We start from the raw sequence: 25,894 nt of genomic DNA on the forward strand, positions 1-25,894 counted from the left end.
GGCTCACCCCTCGAACGCGGGCAGCCGTGACCACGCCGGCTGGCCCGCGGCCCAGGCTGCCAGCACTCCCCGGTCATCGGGCAGCCGGCCGCGCAGGTGCAGGTCGCGCAGCCGGCGCAGCGGCGTCACGCCGGTCGGCCAGTGCGCGAGCGACCGGCGGTAGCACTCGGCGGCCAGGTCGGCCTGGCCCAGTTCCTCATGCACCTGGCCGGCGTTGAACCAGGAGATGCGGCCGTACGGGAACTGCAGGTGCGCGGCCCGCAGGTACGCGTCGAGCGCGCCGCTGACGTCGCCGGCCTGGTATCGCAGCTCCCCCGCGGTAAGCCAGGTCTTCGGGTCGATCGGGTCGATCCGCTCCGCCAACTCGTCCACCAGGGCCAGCGCGGTGTCGCGTTCGCCGAGGTACGTGTGGGTGCGGACGGCGGTCTCCACGGCCGGGAAGTAGTTGTCCGCGGCGATGACCCGGGTGTGCTCGTCGTGCCCGGTCAGCTCCCGGGCGATGCCGAGCCACCGGTCCATGTCCGCGCGCAGCAGGTCGCGGTCGCCGGTGAGGAACGGCAGGAACCCCATGGCCCTGAACCATCTGCTGGTCATGATCGCGGCGTCGAACTCCGACACCTCGGCCAGTGCGGTGTACCGGGCCAGGTCCTCCTCGCCGAGCTTGCGCCAGCGAGCAATGGTTTCGGGCTCCCGGCGCCGGGCCGCGTTGACCGTGGCGTTGATGGTGGTGACCACCCTCGTGCGGGCGTACCGGACGTCGTCGCCGAGCTGGTCGTACAGCGTGCGGAAGTGCGGCTCCAGCTCGGCCGCGTGCCCCGTGGTGAGCATCTGCTCGGCGAAGATCCAGCTGGCCAGCGCGTACGCGCCCACGGGGTCGCGCACCTGCACGTCTGGCCCTGGAAGGATCTGCTCGGCCTCGGCGTGGAAACCCACGGCGGACAGCAGCCGGCCCAGCAGCGCCCGGTCCAGCAGCGGCAGGTCCGACGCGTTGGCCAGCCGGTCCCGCACCTCGGGCGGGCAGCCGTCGGGCGCCGCCAGCCAGGTCCGGTAGTCGGCCGAAGCGCCACCGGAGGCGTACCCGTACACCGCGGCCGTCGCCTGCATCTCGTCGCGGAACATGGCGGCCGTCGCCCGCTGCGGGTGGATCTCCCGGAACCACGGCTCGCGACGCTCGAGCACGGCGGTGTAGGACATCAGTGGCGTGTGGATCGCGACCGGCGGAGAGTCGACCGGGTCGAGGATCTCGCTCGGGCTCAGGTCGAGGAACGGCCGGTAGCGCTCGAGCGGAAGCGGACGCGCCCCGGCCGCCGGCTCTCGCACCGCGACCGCCCAACGCACCGCGTCGGCGCAGACCGTGCCACCCAACGCCGGGCGCCGTGCCACGAGAACCTCCAACCGGTCCCGCTCCTCGCGGCGATCCGAGGCGAGCAGGTCGGCCAGCGCCCCCACCAGCTCGCCGGTGTCGGCTGTCGCAGCCGGCCCGCCGGTGTCGGCTGTCGCCGCGGGCCCGCCGCCCTCGACGGCCGCAGCGGGGGTCGCCAGGTCGAGCAGTCCGGCCACCGCTGCGGTCCGCTCCGCCAGCCCGGTCCGGGCGGCCACCCGGTAGTGAGTGCGGGCCGCCTCCTGGTCGCCCACCGCCCGGGCCGCGTCCGCCGCGAGGAGCCAGGTCGCCGCGCCGGTCGGATCGAGGGCGAGGGCGGCGCCGGCGAACTCGCGCGCCGGCTCGGCGCCGGTCGCCCCGGTCTCGTTCAGGGCGGCGCGGGCGGCGGCCCGCAGCAGCGCCAGCGCGGCGTCGCGCGCAAGGAAGTCGTCCCGGTCCGTCCCCAGGTCGCGGACGACGGCGCGGACCGTGTCGGCCTCGGGCCCCGGCTCGCCCGGGCAGCGCAGCCGCACGGCGAGGATCCGGGCCCGGGCGACCACGCCGAGCCGGTCGCCAGCCAGGCCGGCGGCCAGGGACTCCGCCGCGGCGAGCGCCTCCCCGGCCGGCTGCCCGCTCGTCGCGGCATGCCCGGCCCGGGCCAGTGCGGTGGCGAGGCGGACCGGCAGGCCCGCCGCCTCGGGCGGCACCGGGGGAAGTGGTTGCCGGCCGTCCTCGGCGAGCAGGAGATCCCGCCAGGCGCGCACCGGGGACGGTACGTCCTCACCGAGGCGCCACAGCAGTTTCGCGGCGTCTTCCCGGCGGCCCAGCGCGCGCATCAGTCGGGCTGCCCACAGGAGGCCGGCGTGGTCCTCGGTCTCGAGCCGCTCACGCACGTGGGGCGGCGCGACGAGTGTGTCCTTGGCGTCGAGCAGGCCGGAGCGGTGCATCGCGCGGCGCAGGCCGGCGGGCGGCGCATGTGCGGGCAACCAGCCGCACGGGTCGGACCGGCCGGCACAGAACAGTGCCGTTTCGGCGACCAGGGCCGGCGGGACCGCGGGATCGGCGGTCAGGTCGATGAGCGGGCGCAGCGGCAACGCCGCCGGATCCCGCCAGGTGATGTCGGCCATCCCTTTCCTCCCGCCCGGTCGGTTGGTTCGGTGCCGAGGGGCGGACACGCGGCGATGGGACAGCGCGCGCCCGCCCGGTTGGTGACCGCGGGTCAGTTGATGACGGCGTTGATCAGACCCACGGCGGTTCCTTCGAGGTCCTCGTAGCGCTCCATACTCGACACCTCCTCCCGCTCGGGCGAGGAAGACGGGCGATGACGGCCCCCTTCCCGCCATTCTCGCCCAGTTATTGATCACAGTCAATCAACGGAGGACGATCGACGGCGGGTGCCCGCCGTGCCCCGGCCGACCGGAACGGCCGACGGCCGGGTCAGGTGCCGGCGGGGGCGGTGCGCCGCCACTCGGCCCGGGCGGCGACCGCGCTGCCGGCGGAACCAGTGAGCAGACCTGCGCGGCAGGATGCACCGAGAGACGTTCTCGGGCCGCCGACTACCTCGCGGTCCCCGACCCATTCGATCCCGCCCGCATGGACCCATGGGCAACTGGAAGGTATGGGCGACCCACGGGCCGGCGCCGCGCTACGAACTCGGCGCTACCCAACGGGCCGGATCCGAGGGTCGCGGAGGATGGCGAACAGGTACGCACGCCCCGTGATTCGCTGGTCAACATCAGTAAGGGTGGCTTCCGGGCCCCCTCACCTGCCGTGAGAGGGAGAGAAGGACCGCTGTGACCGTCTACGCCTCGTCGGGGGTGGCCATCAACCACCACCCCAGCCCGGCCATCGCAAACGGCTCTGATCCACTCGTTGTGAGACCGCGCCCGGCCGGTCACGGCGAGTGGATAATGATCGTCGACTGTGGTCTGACATGATGCCGGCGGTGATGTCCCACCTCGACGGGGTGACGGTTGAGGATGCCGCGGTGGTGAACGGCAAGGTGGTCATCTCAGCGACGGCCTGCGCGACGATGGCGGCCTGCCCGGACTGCGCGACGGTGTCGAGTCGGGTGCATGGCTGCTATCGGCGGCGGCTGGCCGACGCAGTGCGGAAGGTGAGCTTCCCCGGGATGTGGACACCGGGTTAAGCCGCGATCTGATGCAGCGTAGTCGGTGTAAGGCTCTGTTCGTAGTCGGCGGGGCTGAGGTAGCCGAATGCGGAGTGGCGGCGGTTGTAGACGCCCCCCAGCGATGCTGCGGTTCGACCACTACTACGCGCCGTGCAGCGTTCGTGGTCGTACAGTTCCCTGCGGGTTCCGGCCCGCCACCGCCGGACTCTCGCGCTACCAACCGTGTTGCCGCCGCGACTGTCCATGCTGGCGTTGTCCTCGCGGCCACCACCTAACCATCGGCGTCGCCGCCGGGGCCCTGCTCATGACCACCGTTCCGAGGGCGGGCGAGGCCGCTCATCTTTACTGCGGTGTAGACGGCGGCGGCCAGGGCCACGTCGGACAGGAGCATCAGGCCGATCGCATACGAGGACTGCAGGCCGTAGACCCAGCCCATGATGAGCGGCGGGACGAAGCCGCCCAGGCCGCCGGCGGCGCCGACGAGGCCGGTTACGCTGCCCACCTTGTCGGCCGGGGCGACCCTGCCCACAAGGGCGAAGACCCCACCGCTGGCCGCGCCGAGCAGTATCGCCATGCCGAGGAAGGCAATCGTGCCGAGCGGCATCAGGGGTGGCTGGAACGCCTGGACCACGGCGAAGCCGGCGACGCCCGCGTAGCACCAGACCAGCACCGGGACGGGGTGCAGTTGGTCGGAGAGCCAGCCGCCGATCGGCCGGGCCGCCACCGCGAGCACCACGAAGCCGGCGGTGCGCAGCGCCGCGTCGGCGGTCTCCAGACCGTACGCGGTGCGCAGGTAGGCGGGTAGGTAGACGCTGAAGGCGACGAACCCACCGAAGCCCACCGAGTAGAGGAAGCACAGCTGCCAGGTGACGCCGAGCCGGCCCACCCCGACCAGCCGGGCCATCGCCGACCCGGCGGGACGCTGCCGGCCAGGTGCGTCGCGCAGCAGCAGGAACGCCAGCACCGCGTAGCCGGCGAGGACCGCCGCGACCAGGAGGAAGGGTGCCTTCGACCCGTACGCGTCTGCGAGCCGGACGGTGGTGAAGTTGGCGATCGCGGTGCCTCCGGTGCCGATGCCGAACACGCCGATGGCGAAGCCCCGACGGGCGGGCCGGTGCCAGCCGGAGACTAGGGGCACGCCGACCGCGAAGGCAGTGCCGCCGATGCCGAGGAAGAAGCCGGCCACGATCAGCGCGGGGTACGACGAGACATAGGCCAGGGCCAGTACGGGCACGATGGTGGCGAGGGAGACCAGCGGGAACATCACCCGGGCGCCGTACCGGTCGGTGAGCGCGCCGACGGGTATCCGGCCCAGCGAGCCGACCACTACGGGCACGGCGACCAGCAGTGACTGGGCGGCGAAGCTGAGCCCGAGCCGTTCCTTGATGCCCGGGCCGAGCGGGCCGAGCAGCGCCCAGGCCCAGAAGTTGAGCAGGAAGCCGAGCGTGGCGAGCGCCAGGTTCAAGACTGCTGCACGGGTGGCGCCGGCGGCGGGAGCCGCCACGCGCTGCTTGCCGGTGATGGTCATGGGTCACCTCGTCGGCACACGGCCCGGCTCCGGGGCCGGGACAGGGAAGAGCATCGCTTTCCGATTCGAAAGTAATCATCGGCCCGCCGGCAGCGGTCGACCCAGGGTCGTTGGTCCCGGCCCCGGCGGGCGTCGGTCACGTCCGCGCCGATCGACGCGATTCCGGCTCACCGCCGCGCGTGGTCCCGCCCACTGCGGGGTTCCGGCAGCCGCGGCGGCCCTTCCCAGCCGCGCCGGACCGGTCGCAGGCCGGGCCGCACGTCCCGGCTGCGGTAGACCACGTACGGCCGGGTGAGGTAGCCGACCGGGGCGCTGAACGCGTGCACCAGCCGGGTGAACGGCCAGAACGCGAACAGCGCGAACGCGGCGAGGATGTGGACCTGGAACCCGACCGGCACGCCGGCCATCACCTCCGGATCCGGCCGGAGGTAGAACAGCGACCGGAACCAGGGGGACACGGTTTCGCGGTAGTCGTAGCCGTCGCCGAGCACGTTGGCCCGTACGGTGGCCAGCAGGCCCAGGACGATCACTCCGGCCAGCACCACGTACATGGCCTTGTCGTTGCGGGTGGTGGCGGCGAAGACCGGGCCGGTCAGCCGGCGCCGGGCGATGAGGATGGCCAGCCCGATCAGCGTGCAGAGCCCGGCGACGGTGCCGATGAAGACCGCCATCAGGTGATAGAGGTGCTCGCTGATCCCGACCGCCTCGGTCCACGGCTTCGGAATCACCAGGCCGCCGACGTGGCCGACGAGGACCATCAGCACGCCGAAGTGGAATAACGGGCTTCCCCAGCGGAGCACCGTGCTCTCGTAGAGCTGCGACGAGCGGGTGGTCCAGCCGAACTTGTCGTAGCGGTAGCGCCAGATCACGCCGCCGACCAGCACGGCGATGGCGAGGTACGGGTAGACCACCCAGAGCAACACGTTCATCGACGGCCTCCCGTGGTTGTGTCTACGAGTCCGAACGGCTCGAGGCCGACCTGTTCGACGGGCGGGCCGGTGCGGGCCAGCCGGGCCGCAGCGGCCAGGTCGGCGGGTTTCGCGGGGGGCAGCATCTGTCGCGCCGCCGCCACCGCGTGCCGGTAGACCGAGCCCTCCCGGCCGAGCGCCTCGACCAGCAGGTCCAGCCCGACCCGGTTGTCCCGCAGCAGCCGCCACCCGCCGTCGTCGACGGCGGCCAGATCGAGCACCGCGGGCAGGAAGTCGGGCAGCTCGCCGTCGACCACCGTCAGCCCCGCCGCCTTGTACGCGGCGGCGAAGCCGACCAGCGCCTCCCCACGACGACGGGTGTCGCCGCAGGTGTAGTAGCTCAGGTGCAGGCAGCAGCGCCGCCGGAAGTCGAACAGCTGGACGTATGAGGAGCGCAGCTCGCCGGGCTCCGTCGACTCCCGGTGGGCGACGACCCCGCGCAGCGGCCCGGCCACCTCGGCCGGCAGCCCATCCAGGGCGGCCCGGATCGTGGGTAGCGCCGCCAGGACCTCGTCGTCGGGGTAGCGCAGCAGCAGCGACGCCGCGCGGGCGGCCACCGCCCGCCAGGCCGGCTGGCTCATGACTGGCCTCCGTTCACATGGTCGGAGTGCGGGCGGCGCGGTGGGAAGAGGCCCTTCGGGGTGCCCTTGCCGTCCCAGTTGAGCAGGTTGACCCGGCGTGGCTCGTCCGGGTCGACGAACCCGTCGGAGGTCTGCCGGTCGCGCAGCATGTGGAAGGTCTCCACCTGCACCGGCACCGGGTTGCCGGAGGATTCCCCGAACGGGCCCTGCCCGTACGGGCCGCCGCCGCCCATGCCGGGGCCGCCCTCGTAATCCAGGCTGCACTCGGTGGCGATCTTCTCCAGCCGGTGCGCGTCCTCGGCGTGTGCGGCGGGAATGACGTAGCGCTGCTCGTACTTGGCGATGGCCAGCAGCCGGTACATGTCGTCCATCGCGGCGCCGGTCATGCCGACGGCTGCGGCAATCGACTCGTCGGGCGCCTCGCCCAGGTTGATCCGCCGCTGGTACGCGCGCATGGCGGCGAGCCGGCTGAGCACCGCCCGCACCGGTGACGGGTCGCCGGCGGTAAACAGCTCCGCGAGGTACTCCACCGGGATGCGTAGGGCGTCGATGGCGCCGAAGAGGTTGCCGGCCGCCTCGCCGTCGTGCCCGGTCTCGCGCAGCACGTCGACCACCGGGGACAGCGGCGGGATGTACCAGACCATCGGCATGGTCCGGTACTCCGGGTGCAGCGGCAGCGCCACCTCGTACTTCATGATCAGATCCCAGATCGGGGACCGCTGCGCCGCGTCGATCCAGTCATCGGGGATGCCGGCCGCCCGGGCAGCGGCCACCACCCTCGGGTCGTGCGGGTCGAGGAAAACGTTGCGCTGCGCGTCGTACAGGTCGTGCTCGCTCTCGATCGCGGCGGACTCCGCGACCCGGTCGGCGTCGTAGAGCATCAGCCCCAGGTAGCGCAGCCGGCCCACGCAGGTTTCCGAGCAGATGGTGGGCTGGCCGATCTCGATGCGGGGGAAGCAGAAGGTGCACTTCTCCGCCTTGCCGGTGCGGTGGTTGAAGTACACCTTTTTGTACGGGCAACCGGTCACGCACATCCGCCAGCCCCGGCACCGGTCCTGGTCGACCAGGACGATGCCGTCCTCGGCCCGCTTGTAGATCGCCCCAGAGGGGCAGGAGGCGGCGCAGGACGGGTTGAGGCAGTGCTCGCAGATCCGTGGCAGGAAGAACATGAAAGTCTTCTCGTACTCCTGACGGACCTGGTCGGAGACCTTGGCGAGCACCGGGTCGCCGGCGGCGATCTCGTTGCCGCCGGCCAGGGAGTCGTCCCAGTTGGCGCTCCAGGTGATCTTCGTGTCCTGGCCGGTGAGCAGCGACTTCGGCCGGGCCACCGGGGTGTCCTCGCCGGCCGGGGCGGTGATCAGGTGCTCGTAGTCGTACGTCCAGGGCTCATAGTAGTCCTGCATGGCCGGCAGCTTCGGGTTGGCAAAGATGCTGAACATTTTCTTCAGCCGCCCGCCGGAGCGGGGCTTGAGCCGGCCGGAGCGGGTCCGCACCCAGCCGCCCTGCCAGCGGTCCTGGTTCTCGTACGTGCGCGGGTAGCCCTGCCCGGGGCGGGTCTCCACGTTGTTGAACCAGACGTACTCGACGCCGGAGCGGTTGGTCCACGCCTGCTTGCAGGTCACCGAGCAGGTGTGGCAGCCGATGCACTTGTCGAGGTTCATCACCATCGCCATCTGCGCCATGACCCGCATCAGTACTGCACCTCCTGGGAGCGGCGGCGGATCACGGTGACCTCGTCGCGCTGATTTCCGGTGGGGCCGAGGTAGTTGAACGCGAACGAGAGCTGGGCGTAGCCGCCGATGAGGTGAGTGGGCTTGACCAGCAGTCGGGTCAGGGAGTTGTGGATGCCGCCGCGGCGGCCGTTGACCTCGGCCTTCGGTACGTCGATCACCCGCTCCTGGGCGTGGTACATGTAGACGGTGCCCTCGGGCATCTTGTGGGTGACCACGGCCCGGCAGACCACCACGCCGTTGCGGTTGACCGCCTCGATCCAGTCGTTGTCCCGTACGCCGATCTTGGCCGCGTCGGCCTCGCTCATCCACATCGTCGGGCCGCCCCGGGACAACGTGAGCATGATCAGGTTGTCCTGGTACTCGGAGTGGATGGACCACTTCGAGTGCGGGGTGAGGTACCGGACGGTGATCTCCAACTCGCCGTTTCTGCCGAGTCGCGGCTCGCCGAAGAGTTTGTGCATGTCCAGCGGCGGCCGGAAGATCGGCAGCGCCTCGCCGGCCTCGTGCATCCAGTCGTGGTCGAGGAAGAAGTGCTGCCGGCCGGTGAGTGTGTGCCAGGGCTTGAGCCGCTCGGTGTTGATGGTGAACGGCGAGTACCGTCGGCCGCCGTGCTCGCTGCCCGACCACTCGGGGCTGGTAATGACCGGCACCGGGCGGGACTGGGTGTCGGCGAAGGAGATCTGCTTGCCCTCGTGCTCAGCCGCCAGGTCGGCCAGGCGTACCCCCGTGCGCTTCTCCACATCGTGAAAGCCGGCGGTGGCCACCCGGCCGTTGGTGGTGCCGGACAGCGCGAGGATCGCCTCGCAGGCGTGCACGTCCTTCGCCAGCGACGGCCGTCCGTCGGCGGCGCCGCCGCGGACCTCGCCGTTCTTGCGGCGCAGGTACTCCACCTCGGGGCGGACATCGACCGAGACGCCCTTGCCGGTGGTGCCGAGGGTGTCCATCAGCGGGCCGAGCGCGGCGAGCTTGTCGGCGATCGCGCCATAGTCCCGCTCCACGACGACCAGCTTGGGCATGGTCCGGCCTGGCACCGGGGTCTCACCCTCGGCAGCCCAGTCGCGGACCCGGCCGTGCGGCGTCGCCATCGCGTCCGGGGTGTCGTGCAGCAGCGCCGCCGCGACCAGGTCCCTGCGGACGCCCAGGTGCGTCGCGGCCAGCGTGGAGAACGCCTTGGCGATGCCGTGGAAGGCGTCGAAGTCGGTGCGGGTCTGCCACGGCGGGTTGATCGCCGGGGTGAAGGCGTGCACGAACGGATGCATGTCGGTGCTGCTCAAGTCGTGCTTCTCGTACCACGTGGCGGCGGGCAGCACGATGTCGGAGAAGAGCGTCGTGGAGGTCATCCGGAAGTCCAGCGACAGCAGCAGGTCCAACTTGCCCTCCGGCGCCTCCTCCCGCCAGGTCACGTCCTTCGGCCGCAGCTCCGCCGGCGCCTCCTCGGCGCGCAGGTTGGCGTCGGTGCCGAGCAGGTGCCTCAGGAAGTACTCGTTGCCCTTCGCCGACGAGCCGAGCAGGTTCGCCCGCCACACGGTGAGCACCCGCGGCCAGTTCTCCGGCGCGTCCGGGTCGGTGCAGGCGAGGCGCACCCGCCCCGCACCGAGCTGCTCGGCCACCCAGCCCGCCGGATCGTCCGGCCGGGCGGCGAGGGCCTCGTCGGCCAGGTTCAGCGGGCTGCGGTCGAAGGTCGGCATGGACGGCATCCAGCCGGAACGGGCGGACTGGGCCAGCAGGTCCATGGTGTGCTTCCCGGCGAACGCCCCCGTGCCGGTCGGAGAGGACACCACGTCGGCGGAGTACGTGTCGTAGCGCCACTGGTCGGTGTGCACGTACCAGAACGCGGTACCGATCATCTGTCGCGGCGGGCGGACCCAGTCCAGGCCGAACGCCAGCTGCTGCCAGCCGGTCACCGGCCGGCACTTCTCCTGCCCGACGTAGTGCGCCCACCCGCCGCCGTTGACCCCCTGACAGCCGGTCAGCGTCACCAGCGCGAGGATCGCCCGGTAGGTGGCGTCGGAGTGGAACCAGTGGTTGGTGCCCGCCCCCAGCAGGATCATCGACCGGCCGCCCGAGCGTTCGGCGTTGTCCGCGAACTCCCGCGCGACCCGGGCCACCTGCCCGGCCGGCACCCCGGTGATCGGCTCCTGCCACGCCGGCGTGTACGGCACCGCGGCGTCGTCGTAGCCGGCCGGCCACTGCCCGGGCAGCCCGTCGCGGGCCACCCCGTACTGGGCCAGCAGCAGGTCGAACACGCTGGTCACCAGCTGCCCGTTGACCGTCCGGGTCGGCACGCCGCGCCGCAGCACCTGCGGGGTGTCGGTGTCGAAGCGGGGCAGCTCCACCTCGACCGGGTCGCCCGCACCGAGGCAGGTCAGCGCCGGCTCCAGCCCGCCGAGGTCGAGGTTCCACTGGCCCGGCTGCTCGCCCCACCGGTGGCCGAGGCTGCCGCGCGGCACGGCGGGCGCGTCGGTCACCGAGTCCCAGAGCACCGTCTTGAATGCGGCCTCCGTGCCGGATTCGTCGAGGTCGGCGGCGGTGAGGAACTTGCCCGGCCGGTACGCGCCGTCCGCACCTGGCTCGAGGGTGACCAGGAAGGGCAGGTCGGTGAAGCGGCGCACGTAGTCGACGAACCGGGGGGTGCGCCGTTCGACGAAGAACTCCCTGAGGATCACGTGCCCCATCGCCATGGCGAGCGCCCCGTCGGTGCCCGGCTGGGCGGGCATCCACTCGTCGGCGAACTTGACGTTGTCGGCGAAGTCCGGGCTGACCACCACGACCTTCTGGCCCCGGTAGCGGGCCTCGGCCATCCAGTGCGCGTCCGGCGTACGGGTCACCGGGACGTTCGAGCCCCACATGACGAAGTAGGAGGCATCCCACCAGTCCCCGGACTCGGGCACGTCGGTCTGGTCCCCAAACACCTGCGGGGAGGCCACCGGGAGGTCGGCGTACCAGTCGTAGAACGACAGCATCGAGCCACCGAGCAGCGACAGGAAGCGCGCCCCGACCGCGTGCGACACCATCGACATCGCCGGAATCGGCGAGAAGCCGGCGACCCGGTCGGGGCCGTACTCCTTGATGGTGTGCACGTGCGCGGCGGCGGTCATCTCCAGCGCCTCGTCCCAGGAGATCCGCACCAGGCCGCCCTTGCCGCGGGCCTTCTGGTAGCGGCGCCGCCGCTGCGGGTCCGCCTGGATGTCGGCCCACGCCGCCACCGGGTCACCGAGCCGGCGCTTCGCCTCTCGGTACATCTCCACCAGCACGCCCCGCGCGTACGGGTAGCGCACCCGAGTGGGAGAGTAGGTGTACCAGGAGAAGGCCGCGCCCCGCGGGCAGCCGCGCGGCTCGTACTCCGGCCGGTCCGGCCCGACACTCGGGTAGTCGGTCTGCTGCTGCTCCCACGTGATGATGCCGTCCCGGACGTACACCTTCCACGAGCACGAGCCGGTGCAGTTCACCCCGTGCGTCGAGCGCACCACCTTGTCGTACGACCAGCGGTCCCGGTAGAAGGCGTCGGCCTCCCGGCCACCGATCTGATGCAACGTCCGTCCGTCGGCGGAAACCTCGGCCCGGCGTACCAGGCCGCCCACCCTTAGCAGCGCCCGCTGGGCGCTCTCGGTCGCTCGCAACATACGCCTCATTCCCTCGATCGTGGCGTGATCCACCGTGACCCGCACTGTGCCGGGTCGCAACCGGAGCGGCACTCGTCGCCATCGTGCCGTAGGACAACGGCGGGGGACCGGGCCGAAGGTCCCGAGATCATCCGGCGTTGTGCCCAGCGACCGGTGCGGGCCCGGTGATCCGGTCCCAGGCGTCGATCGGCAGGGCGATCACAGCGGCGGGAAAGAGACCGTTCTCCTCGTGGTCGATGTGCCGGCGCAGGCGGTCGAGGGCGGCGAGGACGGGCTCCCAGTCGGGGGCGCTCCGGTCGACGCGGCCCAGCACCCCGTGGATGTCGTCGTGCTCGGCACACAGCAGGTCCACCGCCTCGGCCAGGCTCCCCTCGGCCCGCAGCTCGGTGAAGAGTCCACTCTCCTCGGTCGCGGTGTGCGGCATGAGGAGCGCGAGCAGGTCGTCGAGCGCCGCGAGGGCGTCGCCGCCGGCGCGTACGGCCCGGGCCAGCCGACCGGCCGCGTTCGCGATCGCCTCGTGCTCGGCCGACAGCCGACCGACCAGTGGGAAGTCCCGACAGCCGCAGTAGGAGCACACGGGCGTACCTCCCCGTCTCGGACACCGACGCGGTTTCATTGTCGCCCCGGGAAAACGTCGGCGGTCAGGGCCGGAGGGCCCGGCACGGTCGGGGCGGCAGGCCCTGTCTCCCGCCGCCGCGCCGCGACAGTCTGCTCAGGTGACCACCCTGGGCGAGCCCGAGGAGCTCAGCCTGAGTGGGACAGGACACCCTCGATGGTTTTGACGATGTTTTACGTTGTAACGTCATTCATCGTGGAAACCCGGAGAACAGGGCCCACCGGGGAGGTCATCGACACCGCCCGGCACCGGGCGCTCGGCACCGCGAGCCGGGCCTCGATCCTTGAGCTGGTACGCGCCGCCGGCGGCGGCCTGACCATCGCCGAGGTCGGCGAGCGGACCGGCCTGCACCCCTCCACCGCCCGTAGCCACCTCGACCGCCTCGTCGACGCCGGCCTGCTGGTCAAGGCGCGCGCCAGCGGCGGGCAACCGGGCCGGCCGGCCTGGCGCTACCGGGTGACCACCGAGGAGGCCCCCGCGCCCGCGCCGTACCGCGCGCTCGCCGCCGCCCTGCTCGACCATCTCGCCCGGCTCGGCCGGGGTGACGTCCGGGCTGAGGCCGTCCGCGCCGGCCACGACTGGGGCCGCCATCTCGCCGCCGCGACGCGGCCGGGCGGGAACCCGGCCGACACCCTGCTGGCGGTGCTGCGCGGCCTGGGCTTCAACCCCGGCCTGCACCCCACGGCCGACGGGCGTACCGAGATCCACCTGTCCACCTGCCCGTTCCTCGATCTGGTGGGCCGCAACCCTGACGCCATCTGCGGGCTGCACGTCGGCGTCGTCCGCGGAGCCCTGGAGCAGGCCGGCGCCCCGTCGAACGACGCCGTGCTGGAGCCGTTCGGCGCGCCGACCGCCTGCGTGGTGCGCCTGTCCCTCCCTCCGAACGCCGCCCCGCCGGCATGACCACCCGGCCGGGCGCGGTGCGTCGGCGGACGCCGGTCCTGGCGGCCGGCGGGTTCGCGCTGCTGACCGGCCTGTACGCCGCCCTGCTGTTCGGGGTCCCGGACCGGCCGCTGCCGGCCCGGGCCGGCGAGCGCCTTCGGGTCTGGCTGCTCGGCGCCGACCCCAACCGGGGCACCTCCTTCCACGTCGGCGCCCAGTTCGGCAGCGTCTACCGGGAGGGGCGCTGGGAGAGCCCGCCGGCCGATCCCGGCGGGGCGCAGGTGCTCCCGCTGGCTCCCGCCGCCGGCGGCTTCGTCCGGATGGTCTTACCGGAGCCCGGTTGCTACCCGTTCGTCAGCCACGCCATGGTCGACGCCGCACGCGGCACCCGTGGCCTGTTCGAGGTTGAGGTGAACCCGTGACCACCGCCGTCACCGCCGCCCAGCTGGTCAACCGCCGTCGCGCCGTCCGCCGCTACCTGCCGCCACAGCACGGCGCCTGGGTGATGCTCCTGCTCCCGTACCTCGTCGGAGTCGCCCTGGTCGGACCGCGCTGGCCGCACCTGCCGCTGCTCGGCGCCTGGCTGGCCGGCTACCTGCTGTCCTACTACGCCTTCCAGGCCGCCAAGAGCCGCCGGCCACGCCGCTTCGCCGCGCAGCTGTGGGCGCACGCCCTGGTCGCGGTGCCCCTCGCGCTGGCGGTCGTGCTGGTCCGGCCAGCGGTGCTCTGGTACGCCCCCGTCTACGCGGTGCTCCTCGCGGTCAACGTCGGGTACGCCTGGCGCCGGCGCGAGCGGGCCCTGCTCAACGACCTCGCCTCGGTGACGCAGAGCTGCCTGCTGCTCTTCGTCGTGGCCACCGTCGCCGGCGTGCCGCCGGTGCGGGTCGCCCCCGCGTTCGTGGCCCTGCTGCTGTACCTGGCCGGCGCCGTCCTCTACGTCAAGACGATGATTCGCGAGCGGGGAAGCGTTCACTACCTGCGCTACTCGATCGGTTACCACCTGGCAGCCCTCGCCGCGGCGGCCTGGGTCGACCTGCTGCTCGCCCCGGTCTTCCTGGTGCTGCTGGTCCGAGCCTGGGTCCTTCCGGCCCGTCGGCTCCGCCCCGCGCAGGTCGGCGTGGTCGAGATCGTCTGCTCCGTGCTCGTCCTCGCCGCCGTGCTGCTCGCGTCCTGATCGAGAGGCTGTCATTCTGGTACCGCTTTCTTCCCCCGGTCGAGGTCGGGGGAAGGCGTTCCGTCGGCGGCGCATTCCCGGATCGAACAAGTGGGTACGGCGAGGTGGTCAAGCCGTGCAGGAGGTGCCCATGTCCGTGTCCTCGCTCACCACGTTGACCGAGAAGCAACTCGAACTTGCCCGGGCCATGGAGAACGGTCGCAGCGCCCGGACAGTGCACGGCGGCCCGGGCCGCGGACTGCGGCAGACCCTGATGGCCCTGGTCGCCGGGCAGTCTCTGGCGGAGCACGCCAGCCCCGGCGACGCGACGCTCCAGGTACTGCGGGGACGGGTCCGGCTTGTCCCTGCCAGGTGGGCGAGATGCGGCGAGCAGCGCGGGCGTCTCGGCGAGGGACGGCCTGTACCAGGTCAGGTCGCGGCCCGACACCATGCGGCCTGCACGCCGGGAAACGCCGGCGAATCCATCGTCGGCGCTGAACGGGTACGGCTCGTCGGGCAGCACCACCGGCTCCGACTCCCGTCCGCGCAGCTTGCGCCAGGCTCGGTCGGGCTACCGGCCCTCGTGATCGGCCCGTTGTTCCCGATTCCGAGTCGGCGGAGCATTCCACCGCATCTCTTCGGCCGGACCTGCCAAAAGATCCACATTCCACAAGCCGCCAGCCGTTGGACTGGTTGAGCCCTCGCCGCATGCGGCTGCGCCGCGCCCGCGCCACGAGTACCACTATTGCAGGAGCGGGGTACGCGGCGGCGCCGGAACGCTGGCTGGTGGCCCAGGCGGTCGCCCACAACCTCGCGCTGGCCAGCGGCGCTCAGCTGTCGCGGTCGATCCGGACGGGAGGCGGCTCTGCTGGCCGCCACTCCGACCCGGAGCTGACCGGCGGGTGTCGTCAGGCCGGCACCACCGGCACGTCGAGCACCTCCCCGACCGGGCGGCGCGGGGTGGCGGTGCCGGGCTGGCCGTAGCCGATCCGCAGCACCATCTGCGGGGTGCCGAACCGGCCCAGGGACAGCCGCAGTGTCTCCCGCGCGCCGGGCACCTCGATCGGCTGGGAGATCAGCGACACGCTGAGGCCGGCATCGGTGGCGGTGAGCAGTACCCGTTGCAGAGCCTGGCCTGCGGTGATCTGGTCGGTGGCGGTGTTCCCCGTCGAGCCGAGCACGGCGACCAGCGGCTCCGGTTCGAAGTCCCGGCCGGGCGCCCGGTTGCGGCCGCCGTAATCGCGCTGCGGCAGCAGGTCCTGCGACTCGCCCTGCGCCCCGCCCGCGGCGGCCGGTACGCCGTCGGGCGACGGCTCGGCGCGGATCCACGCGGCCCGCTCGGCCACGTACGCGGGGTCGCGTTCGAGGACCCGGTGGGCGCTGTGGGCGATCTCGGCGAGCGCGTTGACGGCGCTGGCACCGATCGCCACCTCCAGCCAGCCAGTCCCTGCCCGACCCGGCGATCACCATCCGCTGCTGGAGCGGATCCGCAGCGGCGTCGAGCAGCCGCGCGAGCTGCAGTCCCTCACCGAGCAGGAGCGGCGGATCCTGGAGTACGTGGCGGAAGGGCTCACCAACCGGGAGATCGCCGGGCGGATGTTCCTCGCCGAGAAAACGGTGAAGAACTACCGTCTCCAGCGGGCACCGCGCGGCGTCCCGTACGGGGTCTCGGTGGGGTGGCCGTCGGCGATGGCACGGCGGTAGACGGCGCGGGCGGCCGCGATGACGAGATCCTGCCAGAGGGGAAGGCAGATGTTGCGGAAGTCATCTATTCGAAGCCGTTGCGCCACGGGCCTTCCGGTAGAACTTTCTCCCGAGGAACGCGGGTGCCTCGATCCCCGTTCGCGTCGGCAGATGATGGGACGTGGCCGGTGGCACGACGATGCTCATGGATGTCCTCGGGTGCGCAGGGGCGCGTGCGACTCGCGGTTTCTGCGGAAAACACCGCGGCGACGGGCGTAGGCGATGGTGACAGCGATGACGAGTGGGCCCCAGGCGAGCAGCGGCGCATAGCAGAGGACCATGATCACGCCCGCTATGCCGCGCGGAAAGTCGGGATTGTCGAGCGGGCCGTGTGGGGCCAGGGCGACCATCGCACAGAGCGCCGTCACTGCGAGCGCGCCGAGCAGGGCCGGTGTGATCACCGCCAGCGGCGGAATCGATCGCCGGCCCAGCCGCGGAACCCACGACGGCACCCGCTCACCCCACGGCCGGACCAGGCCGAGCGTCAGGAACGCCGCAGTCTGCGAGACGACGGTGAGGATCCAGACGTACAGCAGGAAGGCCGGGCCCGAGTACATCTCGCCGAGCGCGCCGGTGAAGCCGACGTCGATACCGACACCGGCGGCGATTCGCCACAGGGCTGAGGGAACAGTGCACCACACCGTCGCCCAGGCCGCAACGGCCGCCCACTGTGGAACGGGCTGTCCGGTTCTCGCCGAGACCGTCCGCGAAGTATGCAGCATTGCCGATTTCCCCCATTGTCGGAAGTGGAAGTTTTGAAAACCAGCGGGGCTTTTGTTTACCGCCGATTCCCATACCGCCCAGAGACAGGGACTGACGAGGAGGAATCCGAGGCGGCTCGCCGTACCGTCTCCCGTGGGCCAGCGAGCCGTCGACAGCCCCTCGCGGGCGAGGAATCACGCCAGGTTGGTCTCCCGGTCGCGGGCTGCCCGCGACCGATCTTCTTTCCGCTTCGCCAGGACGATGAGTGCGCCCGAGATGACGCCCGCGAAGTACGGGGACGGCACAAGCAGGACGCCGCCGACGAAACACCACGCCGCGAGGCCCCAACCGATCCCGGCGGGCATGGCCACCCCGCGTCCAGCGAGGTGCCAGGTCAGGCAACCCAGGAGAATCAGGGGCACGGCAAAGCTTCCCGGACCGGCCCAGAAGGTGACCCCATTCTGAAGGGACTCCACCGTCTGATCGGCGCCCCTGTCCGCCAGCGCGAGCGGGACGGCTGCCCACATCCCCCGATCCACCCAGCCGGCGATGTCTTCCCAGGCGAAGAGAATCAGCAGCAACAGGTGACCCGTGCCCAGCGCGAGCATGATGCCGCTTGCCCAGCGCAACAGTCGCTTACCAGCGTTCATCGTCAGCCCCGTTCACCACGCCGCGCCGCAAGATCGTTGCGGTCGCGCCAGGCTCGTTCCCACTGCCTGGCCAGGGCTGGGTAGACGATGACGTATCGGAAGGGCGCGATGGCGGCCATGTAGAGCCGCCCGAACCATCCGTTCGGCTTGACGAGGACGGCCATCCGCAGCTCGTGGTCACCGTTCGCTCCCTGCACCCAGCCGAGGTGCATGACGGTGTGCACGGTCTTGTTCGCCAGCTCGCGGGCGGACTCCATGGCAAGCTCGTAGATCGCTTTCAGGGGCATGTTGTCGTTGTCCTGACCCCGGGGAGCATCGCGGAGGTCGCGGGGCAGGCGGTCGCGGATCGAGGCAACCCGGGCACCGACACCCGCCGTCGGGTTGTCCCAGCCGAGGAGTGCGCCGAGCTTCCACCGAACGGCGAACAAGAACCGCACCGGCCAGGTCTGTCTCGCGAGCCCGCCGGCCGTCCGCATCACAGCCAGCATCGTCGGGAAGTCGTCCGGCCCAGCCCGGGGAGTGCGGAACGCCCACACATCCTCGACTCTGAAGTCAGAGGTGAGGTCGTGGATGCGCCACGGATGCTCGGTGTACGTCGACTTCGCGAGTCGTGCCACGCTTCGACCTCTCGTTCTGTACGCAGCCGTATACTTGATCTGTACGCTACCGTACACCCTCACGACACAACACCCTGAGACAGGTGAGTAGGTGCCTTCCATCGCTCGTACCCCACGAAGTCGCTGGATCGAAGCGGGGCTCGACGCCCTCGCCCGGGGCGGACCAGACGCTGTCCGAGTAGAGGCTCTGGCCGCTGAGATCGGGGTGACGAAGGGCGGCTTCTACGGGTACTTCGACGGTCGTCCGCAGTTACTCGCCGAAATGCTCGACGAGTGGGAACGCCGCTGCACCAACGCCATCCTCGAGCAGGTCGAGACCGAAGGCGGCGACCCCGCCGAAAGGGTCCGGCGAGCCGGCCAACTGACCTTCTCGGACGACCTCCACCGGATTGACCTCGCGGTCCGCGAGTGGGCCCGCCATGACCCATCGGTCGCGACGCGACTGCGGCGGATCGACAACACCCGGATGGAGTTCCTTCGCGCAATGTTCGGGAGCTTCATCGCAGACCCCGACGAAGTCGAGGCCCGAAGCACTCTGACCTTCGCGCTCGCGATCGGCCGCCACTTCATCGCCGCAGACCACCCCGGACGCACCACACGCGAAGCCATCCACCTAGCCGGAGAACTTCTCCTGCGGCCCCAACTCTGAACACCCGAGGTTGTCGACCAGACTGGGACTGTCCGAGAAGATCAGACACTCCCGGAGAGCGGGCGGGATCACCGTGAAAGCCTCCTGAACAGCTATGTCGACCCACCCCGCGGTCGCACGTGCGCTCACATCGACACGACTGCGCGTCGGGCGCAACCACTCCTTTCGTCAGTACCGTGACGCCCGATCGGCGGCATAGCGGCGCGGCTTGTAGCAGGTCAGACCCGCGATCGAGACCCGGCCGGAGCCCTTGCCCGACACCGGCGCAATCGGCGTGATGCCGCGTCGACCCCACGTGCGTGCCTTCGGTGGGCGCAGCGTCTGACCGGCCTCGTCCTCGAAGCAGATCCACGCCCTGCGCTGCGCCGCTACCGTTTTCCCGCCGGCCACACCTCCCGCCGCCACGTCATCACCGCAGCCTCGTCCCGTTCCACCGGCCGATGCTTCGGGACCTGCACCGACCAGCCGATACGGTGCAGCAGATAGGAGGTACCGCGCAGCGTGTACCGGGTGTGGAACAGCCGGGCGATCAGGTCCGACACCCGCGCCAGGGTCCACCGTTGATCGTCACCGAACCCGTGCGCGGCCGGCCCCACATCCAACGCTTCGGCCAGGCGCCGCAGCCGCGGCTCGTCGAGGCGACACCGCGACCCGCCGGGCCCTTTCAATGCGAGGGCGTCCTCGCCGCCGGCCCGCCACTGCTGCCGCCAGCCGTACACCGCGGTCTGCGACACCCGCAACCGCGCCGCGATCTCCGGCACCGACACCCCGTCGGCGAACCACCCGGCCGCCTGCCGCCGCACCGCCTCACGCTTGGCCCGCCCCCGCGCCGACAGACCACCACCATCGGGATACCTCATACCACCGGGCACTACCCAGGATCGGCAGGATCACGCATCACAGTGGACCAAGCTGGCCATTCAAGATCTGTACCGGCGGTTCGAGGAGTGTGACGTTCGTGGGCACCGCGCCATCGTCGAACACCTTCTTCCCGACGCCGAGCACGATCGGGTGCACCCAGAGGTCGAGACGGTCGAAGAGCTTCTCGCGCAGGAGGGTCTGCACCAGGTTCAGGCTCCCGACGACCTTCACGTGCTCGTGCTGTCGGTAGACCGGCCAGCCCTCGCTCCAGGTACGCAGCCCCACTGTCGCGCCCCTCCGCCTCGGCCGGCCGTCAGGCGGCTGCCGGTTTCAGCACCACCTTGGAGTAGCCCGGCTCCCGCCGGTCGAAGTGCGCGTACGCCTCCGCCGCCCGCCCGAGCGGCATCTCCTTGCTGACCACGAAACTCGGCTTTGCCCGACCGGCCACGATGAGGTCACGCAGATAGCTGTTGTACGCCTTGACGTTCGTCTGCCCGGACCCCATCCGAAGGCCCTTCTCGAAGAACCTGCCGACCTTGAAGAGCAGTTCTCCGCTGCGGGAGTGCACATCGGGTGCGCCGGGGTCCTGGGACAGGTAGAGCCCGACCACGCCGATGACGCCGGTGGCCCGGACCACCTCCACGAGGCTGTTGAGCACCGCCGCCGGCTGGTCCTCGCCCTCCGGGTTGACCGCCTGGTAGCCGACCGCGTCGACGCCCTTGTCGGTGCCGGCGCCCAGGGTCTGCTCCTTGATCTGCTCGACCGGGTCGGCCTTGCTGTAGTCGATGGGGATCGCTCCGATGGACTCGGCGAGCCGCAACCGGTCGGGGACCTTGTCGACCACGAAGACCTTCGCGGCGCCCATCAGCACGGCGGAGTGCGCGGCCATCAGGCCGACCGGCCCGCCACCCATGATGGTGATGGTTTCCCCGGGGCGCAGGTCGGTCATGGCGACCCCGTGGTAGCCCGTGGGAAAAATGTCGGCGAGCATCGCGAAGTCGTTCTCGTGCCCGTCGCCGTTCGGCAGTTGCAGGCAGTTGAAATCGGCGAACGGCACCCGGAGGTACTCGGCTTGTCCGCCGCGGTAGGGGCCCATCGAGACGTAGCCGTAGGCGCCACCGGCGAAGCCGGGATTGACGGTGAGGCAGAAGCCGGTCTTGCCTTCCCGGCAGTGGCGGCAGAAGCCGCAGGCGACGTTGAACGGGATCGACACCCGGTCGCCCTTTTTGACGCTCACCACGCCGGAGCCGACCTCGACCACGACGCCCATGTTCTCGTGGCCGAACACGATGCCCGGTTCGACCAACGTGCGCCCCTCGTACATGTGCAGGTCGGAACCGCAGATCGCGCTCGACGTGACCTTGATGATCACGTCGTTCGGCGACTCGATGCGTGGGTCTTCGACGTTCTGCACGGTGACGTTGCGCGGTCCCTCGTACACCACTGCCTTCATGTCTACAGAACCTAGGAGGCCGGGGCGTGGAACGTGGGTGTAATGGGCAAATACCACTAATCGGCAGGGTCCTGGCCGCCGGATTGAGTCGTGCCCGCCAGTTCGGCTGGCGCGACGGCTCCCGCGTTCGTGCGGCCGCCCGGGTGCGGACGCGCCCCCGGTTCGTGTTCACCCGGGTACGTCCGGAGCCGGGTGTCACTGTTGGCGGCCCGCACCGCGGCGGCAACGAGCCCGTGGTCCGGCGAGAGGTGGCAGACCGGATCGGTGCGAGCGGCGTCACCGGTGAGTTGGAACGCCTGGCAACGGCACCCGCCGAAGTCGATCTCGCGGCGCGCGCAGCTCTGGCAGGGGTCAGGCATCCAGTGGGTGCCGCGGAAAGCCTGGAACAGCGGCGACTGCGTCCAGATCCACGCAAGCGTGTCCGCGCGTACGTTCGCGGAGGGTAGCGGCAACGCCTGCGCGGCCGGGCAGGGGAGGACATCGCCGTTGGGCGCCACGGTGAGCTGCCGCTGTCCCCACCCCCCCATGCACGGCTTCGGGTACCGCTCGTAGTAGTCGGGCAGGACGTAGACGATCTCCATCCGCCCCTTCAGGCGCTCCCGGGCGGCCCGGGCGACACTTTCCGCTTGCTCGACCTGCGACCTGGTGGGCAGCAGCGCGTCGCGGTTGCGCCATGCCCAGCCGTAGTACTGGGTGTGGGCCAACTCGACGCGCTCGGCCTGCACCTCTTCCGCCAGCCCAAGGATGTCGGCGATCCGGTCGATGTTGTGCCGGTGCAGGACGACGTTCAACGTCAGCGGCCAGCCCAGCTCCTTGACCAGGCGCGCTGCCTCGATCTTGCGCGCGAAGGACGGGGTGCCGGCGATCCGGTCGGACTCGGTCGGACCGTCGGCCTGAATGCTGATCTGCACGTGGTCGAGTCCGGCTGCTCTGAGCTGTTCGGCACGCCGGCGGGAGAGGCCGAGCCCGCTGGTGATGAGGTTCGTGTACAGGCCGAACTCGGTGGCTGTGCCCACGATCTGGGCTACGTCGCGGCGCTGCAGCGGTTCGCCGCCGGACAGGTGAAGTTGCAGAACGCCCAGTTCCCGGGCCTCGGCCAGCACCCGCTGCCACTCCGCCGTGGTCAGCTCGTCCCGGTAGTCGGCCAGGTTGAGCGGGTTCGAGCAGTACGCGCAGTGCAGCGGGCAGCGGTAGGTGAGTTCGGCCAACAACCCGAACGGCCTAGTCATCGCTGAGCTCCACGCACCACCTGGCGACGAGGCGAGTGAGGAAGTTCGGCACCTCTTCGCCGATCACGCAGTTGTACTGGCCGCGCAGCTCCGCCACGATCTCGGCCACCGTCCGCTGTCCGTCACAAAGTCCGAGGATGGCCGCGCCGGTCGCGTTCATGACCAGGACCGACTCCGGCGCCAGCAGCACGTGCCGTTCGCGCACCTGATCGAAGATCAGGTGGACGTGCGGTGAGAGCTTTGGGCGGCTGGACGGTCGCACTGCCGGGCTCGTCGCCGTCTCGGCTGGATCAGTCTGCATAAGCCCGGTCGATCGCATCGAGGATGCCCCAGAGAACATCGCATTTGAAGGACAGCGCCGCCAGGACGCGTTCCTGGTCGTCGGTTGACCGGCAGTGTTCGGTCACCACGTCCAGGGCGTGTTCGCAATCGCGACGAGCCTGCGTCAGACGGGCCCGGAAGTACGCAAGGCCGTCCCGGTCGATCCAGGGGTAGAAGCGCTCGAACGCGGCGATGCGCTCGGCCATCAGGTCCGGCGCGAACAGCTCGGTCAACGAGGATGCCACCGCCTCGACCCACGGCCGGGTCCGGGCGAACGTGACGTACGCATCGACGGCGAATCGAACCCCGGGAACGAGGTGACGCCGGTCGACTATTTCCTCGCGGGTCAGTTCCACCGCCTCACCCAGGCGCAGCCAGGCCTCGATGCCACCTCCGCCACTCGTCGTGCCGTCGTGGTCGATGATGCGTTGGATCCAGCGCCGGCGTACCTCCCGATCGGGGCAGTTGGCGAGGATGGCGGCGTCCTTGCGCGGGATGTTCTCTTGGTAGTAGAAGCGGTTGGCCACCCACCCCTGAATCTGCCGGCGGCTCAGCCGCCCGTTGTTCATTTTGACGTGGAAGGGATGCTGGTGGTGGTAGCGCTGCGACTGGGCGCGCAGCGCTGCGACGAAGCTGTCGGTGTCGGTTAACGTCATCATCGCCCCTAGACTTTTACTTCCAGCCCGTCCGCGGCCACTTCCATGCCGCGCTCCTCGACGAGGCGTCGCTCGGGCGAGTCTTCCAGCAGGATCGGATTTGTGTTGTTGATATGGATGTAGATCTTGCGCTCGATCTGAAGTGGTGACAGCTGTCGGAGACTGCCGTCGGGGCCGTCGATCGGCAGGTGCCCCATCTCGCGCGCCGAGCGTTCGGCCAGACTGAGCCGGATCAGCTCGTCGTCGCTCCAGCAGGTTCCGTCGACGAGCAGGCAGGCGCAGCCATCCAGCTGTGCGCGTACCGCCGACGTGAGCTCCTGCACGCCCGGCAGGTAGACGGCTGTCCGGCCGCTGTGCTCGTCGGTCAGCCGGTATCCCACGACCCGCGCCTGCCCACTGCCCGGACCGAAGCGGGTTCGCTTGCTCGTGGGCACGTCGAAGGCCCGGTAGGACAATCCGGCTCCCAGGGATACGTCGGCTCCCGGGACGACCTGTCGCCAGGTGACCGGGCAGTACGCTTCGAGCGTCCGAACCAGGGCCGTCCCCGAGCACAGGATCTCCCGCACCGCAGCGGTGGCGTGCAACTCGAGACCCCGCCCCTCGCGCAGGAGCAGCAGGCCGAGCGTGTGGTCGAGTTCGGCGTCGGTGAGCAGCACCGCCTGCAGCGGAGTCGCTCTCCCGTCCTGCGGGTGCAGAGCGGGGAAGGACTCGAACTGGACACGGAGGTCAGGGGAGGCATTGATCAAAAACCACCGCCGGTAGTCGGCGCTGACCGCGACCGACGACTGCGTGCGGGGGCGACACGGGCGCGATCCGTCGCGTACCGCCCGGCAGGCGGGGCAGTTGCAGTTCCACTGTGGGAAAGCTCCGCCCGCCGCTGACCCCAACACCCGCACCCACATCGTCGTTCTCCGCCTCGGCGCCTTGAGCAAACTTGTGTTGGCAGACCGGATGGGTGCCCGCGGCAGCCGGCACCCATCCGTCGACACAGGCCCTAGACCTCCCACCGGCCGGTGTACATCGTCACCTCGGGACCGCACCCGATTTCCTCGAACTCGGGGGCCTCCCACTCCAGAAGATCAGACGGGACGGCAATGGTTTCCACGGCAGACACCTCCTCTCTGTCCCCTCAGGAACGGGTTAGTCTTCTGGCAGCGCGAAGGCGAAGAGGCTGCCTCCGTGGTGCGCGCCCACCATCTCGGGTGAGAAGCCTTCGACCCAGCTACCCCACCCGGTAGGCACGGCTAAGTACTGCCTTCCGTCGACGCTGTAGGTCGTCGGGCTACTGTGGTGGCCACTTCCCGTCTGAAACTGCCACAACAGCTTCCCGGTGGAAGCATCGAACGCGTTGAACTCCCCGGTGGGTTCGCCGGCGAACACCAGGTCACCTCCTGTGGCCAGCACCGACGCGGACATCGGCTGCTTGGAGCGCCACCGCCACACCTCCTCGCCCGTGGACGCGGCAAAAGCCTTCACGAACCCCTGCGCGTCCTTGGTGAGGGGCGAGACGCTTGCTCCCCAGTAGGGAATGCCCTCCTTGAACTCCCGATGCCGCCGGGTGACCTCCGCGCCGACATCTTGTACGGGCACGTAGAACATCTGCGTCCTGGGGCTGTAAGCCGCGTGCGTCCATTCCTTGGCGCCACCCGGCCCCGGCCAGAAGCGGACCGGCTCCCCTTCCTTGGGGTAGACCTTGGGCGTCACCTTGCCGTTGGCGTCGATCTCACCCCAGGTGATCCGTTCGCCGAAGGGAGTTACCCGGACGAACTGGCCCTCCGTACGGTCCAGGACGAAGAAGTAACCGTTCTTGTCGAAGTGTGCCAGTAGCTTGCGTCCGTCTAGCTCGAAGAGGATGTTCTCCATGTTGCTGTCGTAGTCCCACACGTCGTGCGGGGTGTACTGGTAGTGCCAGCGGATCTGGCCGTTGTCCGGATTCACGGCTATGACGGAGTCGGTGTAAAGGTTGTTACCCTCCCGGACGCTTCCGTCGAAGTCGGGCGCCGGATTACCGGTTCCCCAGTACAGGAGATTCAGCTCCGGGTCGTAGGTGCCGGTGACCCAGCAGTTCCCGCCACCCCGCGCCCAGGCCGGGCCGTCCGGCCAGGTCTCCGACCCCGGCTCGCCGGGCTTCGGGACGGTGTAGGTGCGCCAGACGTGCCGTCCGGTCTCGACGTCGAAGGCGTCGAGGTGGCCGCGGACCCCGAATTCCCCGCCGGAGCTCCCGACGATGACCAGGTCCTTCACCACCAAGGGTGCGACCGTGGCGCTCTCGCCGGCCCGCACGTCACCGTACGCTTGATCCCAGACACACTGAGCCTTTCCGCGTAACGGGTCGTGGCGTTGGGTGATCAGGTTGTGCGGTTGTGCTCGATGTGCAGGAGTACGAGGGCCGCCGCGGTGATCCTGCCGATGTTCCACGGGCACAGGCTGACGTTGCG

General features: G+C 70.5%; 24 protein-coding genes and 4 pseudogenes. 6 read left to right on the top strand and 22 right to left on the bottom strand.

What is annotated here, in order from left to right:
- Positions 1 to 3: 3 nt before the first annotated feature.
- On the bottom strand, positions 4 to 2,487 hold the full coding sequence (locus tag ABGB16_RS24100) for a tetratricopeptide repeat protein (RefSeq protein ID WP_347670366.1): 2,484 nt from the start codon (positions 2,485 to 2,487) through the stop codon (positions 4 to 6).
- 818 nt (positions 2,488 to 3,305) lie between these two features.
- Here ABGB16_RS24100 and ABGB16_RS24105 point away from each other — a divergent pair.
- A complete protein-coding gene (locus ABGB16_RS24105) occupies positions 3,306 to 3,509 on the top strand; it encodes a hypothetical protein (protein ID WP_347670367.1) in 204 nt (67 codons plus the stop codon).
- A gap of 253 nt (positions 3,510 to 3,762) precedes the next feature.
- Here the strand turns inward: ABGB16_RS24105 and ABGB16_RS24110 are convergent, their stop codons facing one another.
- The 6 genes from ABGB16_RS24110 to ABGB16_RS24135 all read right to left on the bottom strand — a co-directional run bounded on the left by ABGB16_RS24110 (position 3,763) and on the right by ABGB16_RS24135 (position 12,501).
- Positions 3,763 to 5,019, bottom strand: coding sequence for an MFS transporter (locus ABGB16_RS24110; protein WP_347670368.1), 1,257 nt, complete (start codon positions 5,017 to 5,019; stop codon positions 3,763 to 3,765).
- Between the two features lie 167 nt (positions 5,020 to 5,186).
- Positions 5,187 to 5,948 (bottom strand): respiratory nitrate reductase subunit gamma, encoded by a 762-nt coding sequence (gene narI, locus ABGB16_RS24115; protein WP_347670369.1) that lies wholly within the window; start codon positions 5,946 to 5,948, stop codon positions 5,187 to 5,189.
- Positions 5,945 to 6,568 (bottom strand): nitrate reductase molybdenum cofactor assembly chaperone, encoded by a 624-nt coding sequence (gene narJ, locus ABGB16_RS24120; protein ID WP_347670370.1) that lies wholly within the window; start codon positions 6,566 to 6,568, stop codon positions 5,945 to 5,947. Before narJ ends, narI begins: the two co-directional genes overlap by 4 nt.
- A complete protein-coding gene (narH, locus tag ABGB16_RS24125; RefSeq protein WP_347670371.1) occupies positions 6,565 to 8,259 on the bottom strand; it encodes a nitrate reductase subunit beta in 1,695 nt (564 codons plus the stop codon). Before narH ends, narJ begins: the two co-directional genes overlap by 4 nt.
- Positions 8,259 to 11,924, bottom strand: coding sequence for a nitrate reductase subunit alpha (locus tag ABGB16_RS24130; protein WP_347670372.1), 3,666 nt, complete (start codon positions 11,922 to 11,924; stop codon positions 8,259 to 8,261). Before ABGB16_RS24130 ends, narH begins: the two co-directional genes overlap by 1 nt.
- 127 nt (positions 11,925 to 12,051) lie before the next feature.
- Complete coding sequence (locus tag ABGB16_RS24135; RefSeq protein ID WP_347670373.1) at positions 12,052 to 12,501, bottom strand: hemerythrin domain-containing protein; 450 nt, start codon at positions 12,499 to 12,501, stop codon at positions 12,052 to 12,054.
- A gap of 234 nt (positions 12,502 to 12,735) precedes the next feature.
- Between ABGB16_RS24135 and ABGB16_RS24140 the strand changes: the two genes are divergently transcribed.
- From ABGB16_RS24140 to ABGB16_RS24150, 3 genes are read left to right on the top strand one after another with little or no spacing between them, the layout of a single operon-like run.
- The gene (locus ABGB16_RS24140) at positions 12,736 to 13,443 is read left to right on the top strand and encodes a helix-turn-helix domain-containing protein (protein WP_347670374.1); all 708 of its coding nucleotides are present in this window, start codon (positions 12,736 to 12,738) and stop codon (positions 13,441 to 13,443) included.
- A complete protein-coding gene (locus ABGB16_RS24145) occupies positions 13,440 to 13,844 on the top strand; it encodes a hypothetical protein (RefSeq protein WP_347670375.1) in 405 nt (134 codons plus the stop codon). Before ABGB16_RS24140 ends, ABGB16_RS24145 begins: the two co-directional genes overlap by 4 nt.
- A complete protein-coding gene (locus ABGB16_RS24150) occupies positions 13,841 to 14,596 on the top strand; it encodes a YwiC-like family protein (protein ID WP_347670376.1) in 756 nt (251 codons plus the stop codon). The genes ABGB16_RS24145 and ABGB16_RS24150 overlap by 4 nt, the downstream gene beginning before the upstream one ends.
- A gap of 454 nt (positions 14,597 to 15,050) precedes the next feature.
- Here the strand turns inward: ABGB16_RS24150 and ABGB16_RS24155 are convergent.
- Both ABGB16_RS24155 and ABGB16_RS24160 read right to left on the bottom strand, forming a co-directional pair.
- Positions 15,051 to 15,101, bottom strand: a pseudogene (locus ABGB16_RS24155) (hypothetical protein); the annotation flags it as partial.
- A gap of 382 nt (positions 15,102 to 15,483) precedes the next feature.
- Positions 15,484 to 16,014: pseudogene (locus tag ABGB16_RS24160) on the bottom strand (nitroreductase); the annotation flags it as partial.
- 2 nt (positions 16,015 to 16,016) lie between these two features.
- Here ABGB16_RS24160 and ABGB16_RS24165 point away from each other — a divergent pair.
- Positions 16,017 to 16,204, top strand: a pseudogene (locus tag ABGB16_RS24165) (LuxR C-terminal-related transcriptional regulator); the annotation flags it as partial.
- A 257-nt stretch (positions 16,205 to 16,461) separates the two neighbouring features.
- Here the strand turns inward: ABGB16_RS24165 and ABGB16_RS24170 are convergent.
- The 3 genes from ABGB16_RS24170 to ABGB16_RS24180 all read right to left on the bottom strand — a co-directional run bounded on the left by ABGB16_RS24170 (position 16,462) and on the right by ABGB16_RS24180 (position 18,287).
- Positions 16,462 to 16,875, bottom strand: coding sequence for a hypothetical protein (locus ABGB16_RS24170; protein WP_347670377.1), 414 nt, complete (start codon positions 16,873 to 16,875; stop codon positions 16,462 to 16,464).
- Positions 16,876 to 17,214: 339 nt separating this feature from the next.
- Positions 17,215 to 17,670, bottom strand: coding sequence for a DUF6463 family protein (locus ABGB16_RS24175; protein ID WP_347670378.1), 456 nt, complete (start codon positions 17,668 to 17,670; stop codon positions 17,215 to 17,217).
- Positions 17,671 to 17,672: 2 nt separating this feature from the next.
- On the bottom strand, positions 17,673 to 18,287 hold the full coding sequence (locus ABGB16_RS24180; RefSeq protein ID WP_347670379.1) for a DUF2867 domain-containing protein: 615 nt from the start codon (positions 18,285 to 18,287) through the stop codon (positions 17,673 to 17,675).
- 91 nt (positions 18,288 to 18,378) lie between these two features.
- On the opposite strand from ABGB16_RS24180, the gene ABGB16_RS24185 reads away from it, so the two are divergent.
- Positions 18,379 to 18,936 carry a TetR/AcrR family transcriptional regulator gene (locus ABGB16_RS24185; protein WP_347670380.1) on the top strand — a complete coding sequence of 186 codons (558 nt, stop codon included), beginning with the start codon at positions 18,379 to 18,381 and terminating at the stop codon, positions 18,934 to 18,936.
- A 368-nt stretch (positions 18,937 to 19,304) separates the two neighbouring features.
- On the opposite strand, the gene ABGB16_RS24190 is transcribed toward ABGB16_RS24185, so the two are convergent.
- From ABGB16_RS24190 to ABGB16_RS24235, 10 genes and pseudogenes are all read right to left on the bottom strand, one after another.
- Positions 19,305 to 19,796: a winged helix-turn-helix domain-containing protein gene (locus ABGB16_RS24190; protein WP_347670381.1), complete on the bottom strand. Its 492-nt coding sequence runs from the start codon at positions 19,794 to 19,796 to the stop codon at positions 19,305 to 19,307.
- Between the two features lie 37 nt (positions 19,797 to 19,833).
- Entirely contained in the window at positions 19,834 to 20,082 is a 249-nt protein-coding gene (locus ABGB16_RS24195) for a dihydrofolate reductase family protein (protein WP_347670382.1), read from the bottom strand.
- A gap of 28 nt (positions 20,083 to 20,110) precedes the next feature.
- Entirely contained in the window at positions 20,111 to 21,250 is a 1,140-nt protein-coding gene (locus ABGB16_RS24200) for a glutathione-independent formaldehyde dehydrogenase (protein WP_347670383.1), read from the bottom strand.
- A 56-nt stretch (positions 21,251 to 21,306) separates the two neighbouring features.
- Positions 21,307 to 22,479: a pyrroloquinoline quinone biosynthesis protein PqqE gene (gene pqqE, locus ABGB16_RS24205; RefSeq protein ID WP_347670384.1), complete on the bottom strand. Its 1,173-nt coding sequence runs from the start codon at positions 22,477 to 22,479 to the stop codon at positions 21,307 to 21,309.
- The gene (gene pqqD / locus ABGB16_RS24210; protein WP_347670385.1) at positions 22,472 to 22,684 is read right to left on the bottom strand and encodes a pyrroloquinoline quinone biosynthesis peptide chaperone PqqD; all 213 of its coding nucleotides are present in this window, start codon (positions 22,682 to 22,684) and stop codon (positions 22,472 to 22,474) included. Before pqqD ends, pqqE begins: the two co-directional genes overlap by 8 nt.
- A gap of 85 nt (positions 22,685 to 22,769) precedes the next feature.
- Positions 22,770 to 23,459, bottom strand: a complete 690-nt coding sequence (gene pqqC, locus ABGB16_RS24215; protein WP_347670386.1) for a pyrroloquinoline-quinone synthase PqqC — start codon at positions 23,457 to 23,459, stop codon at positions 22,770 to 22,772.
- A 5-nt stretch (positions 23,460 to 23,464) separates the two neighbouring features.
- Positions 23,465 to 24,358, bottom strand: coding sequence for a pyrroloquinoline quinone biosynthesis protein PqqB (pqqB, locus tag ABGB16_RS24220; RefSeq protein ID WP_347670387.1), 894 nt, complete (start codon positions 24,356 to 24,358; stop codon positions 23,465 to 23,467).
- A 92-nt stretch (positions 24,359 to 24,450) separates the two neighbouring features.
- The gene (gene pqqA, locus ABGB16_RS24225; RefSeq protein WP_347670388.1) at positions 24,451 to 24,561 is read right to left on the bottom strand and encodes a pyrroloquinoline quinone precursor peptide PqqA; all 111 of its coding nucleotides are present in this window, start codon (positions 24,559 to 24,561) and stop codon (positions 24,451 to 24,453) included.
- A gap of 35 nt (positions 24,562 to 24,596) precedes the next feature.
- On the bottom strand, positions 24,597 to 25,700 hold the full coding sequence (locus ABGB16_RS24230) for a PQQ-binding-like beta-propeller repeat protein (protein ID WP_347670389.1): 1,104 nt from the start codon (positions 25,698 to 25,700) through the stop codon (positions 24,597 to 24,599).
- Positions 25,701 to 25,804: 104 nt separating this feature from the next.
- Positions 25,805 to 25,894 (bottom strand): annotated as a pseudogene (locus ABGB16_RS24235) (IS5/IS1182 family transposase); the annotation flags it as partial.

The organism is Micromonospora sp. B11E3 (assembly GCF_039871625.1).
Taxonomy (GTDB): Bacteria; Actinomycetota; Actinomycetes; order Mycobacteriales; family Micromonosporaceae; genus Micromonospora.